Annotated in this window: 1 protein-coding gene; it reads left to right on the top strand. The window is 52.7% G+C overall.

Annotated features, from left to right (window positions below):
* Positions 1 to 96: 96 nt before the first annotated feature.
* Positions 97 to 519 carry an HNH endonuclease gene (locus ACFPZN_RS56490; RefSeq protein WP_163283738.1) on the top strand — a complete coding sequence of 141 codons (423 nt, stop codon included), beginning with the start codon at positions 97 to 99 and terminating at the stop codon, positions 517 to 519.
* Positions 520 to 609 lie beyond the last annotated feature (90 nt).

Here is a 609-nt window from a genome sequence, read left to right as displayed (position 1 = left end):
GTATCACACGGAAATGGTTTACAAGCAGCATCAGGTGCTTGAGGCACTGCACGATGCTGGAGTCAACATCGCCGCAGCCGGTAAAGGAGAGTGAGCATGGCACTGACGAAAAAACAGCGCGCAGAGCTGCGGATGAAGTTCGGCGGGCGCTGTGCTTATTGTGGTTGCGAACTTCCCGAAAAGGGCTGGCATGCTGACCACGTTGAGGCGGTGCTGCGAAAATCTGAGCAGTGTATGAAGGCTGCTGCGAAAGGCATCTTCAAACTGAAAGCTACGGGTGAATACTACAGGCCAGAAGATGAAAGACTGGATAACCTATTTCCGGCATGTGCGCCCTGCAACTTACTGAAAACATCCTACTCGCTGGAAATGTTCAGAAAGCAGGTATCTCTTCAGGTCGAGCGAGGGCGCAAGAGCAGCATGAACTTCCGAACGGCAGAGCGTTTCGGCCTTATCGAGGCAGTTGAGAAGCCAGTGGTATTCTGGTTCGAACAGTATCAGGAAGGAGCAGCATCATGAGCATACTTACCAAAGAATGGCTCCAGCAGACTATCGCGGAGCTTGAAGAAGAGCGCGATGCTGTGCCCGGCGCAGTAAACGAAGATGCAG

Source organism: Actinomadura rugatobispora (genome assembly GCF_042656285.1).
Lineage (GTDB): Bacteria > Actinomycetota > Actinomycetes > Streptosporangiales > Streptosporangiaceae > Spirillospora > Spirillospora rugatobispora.
This window is presented reverse-complemented; position numbering and strand designations above follow the sequence as displayed.

Coding starts and splice junctions, on each gene's coding strand:
- ACFPZN_RS56490 (WP_163283738.1), top strand. CDS start 97: ATGGCACTGACGAAAAAACAGCGCGCAGAGCTGCGGATGAAGTTCGGC.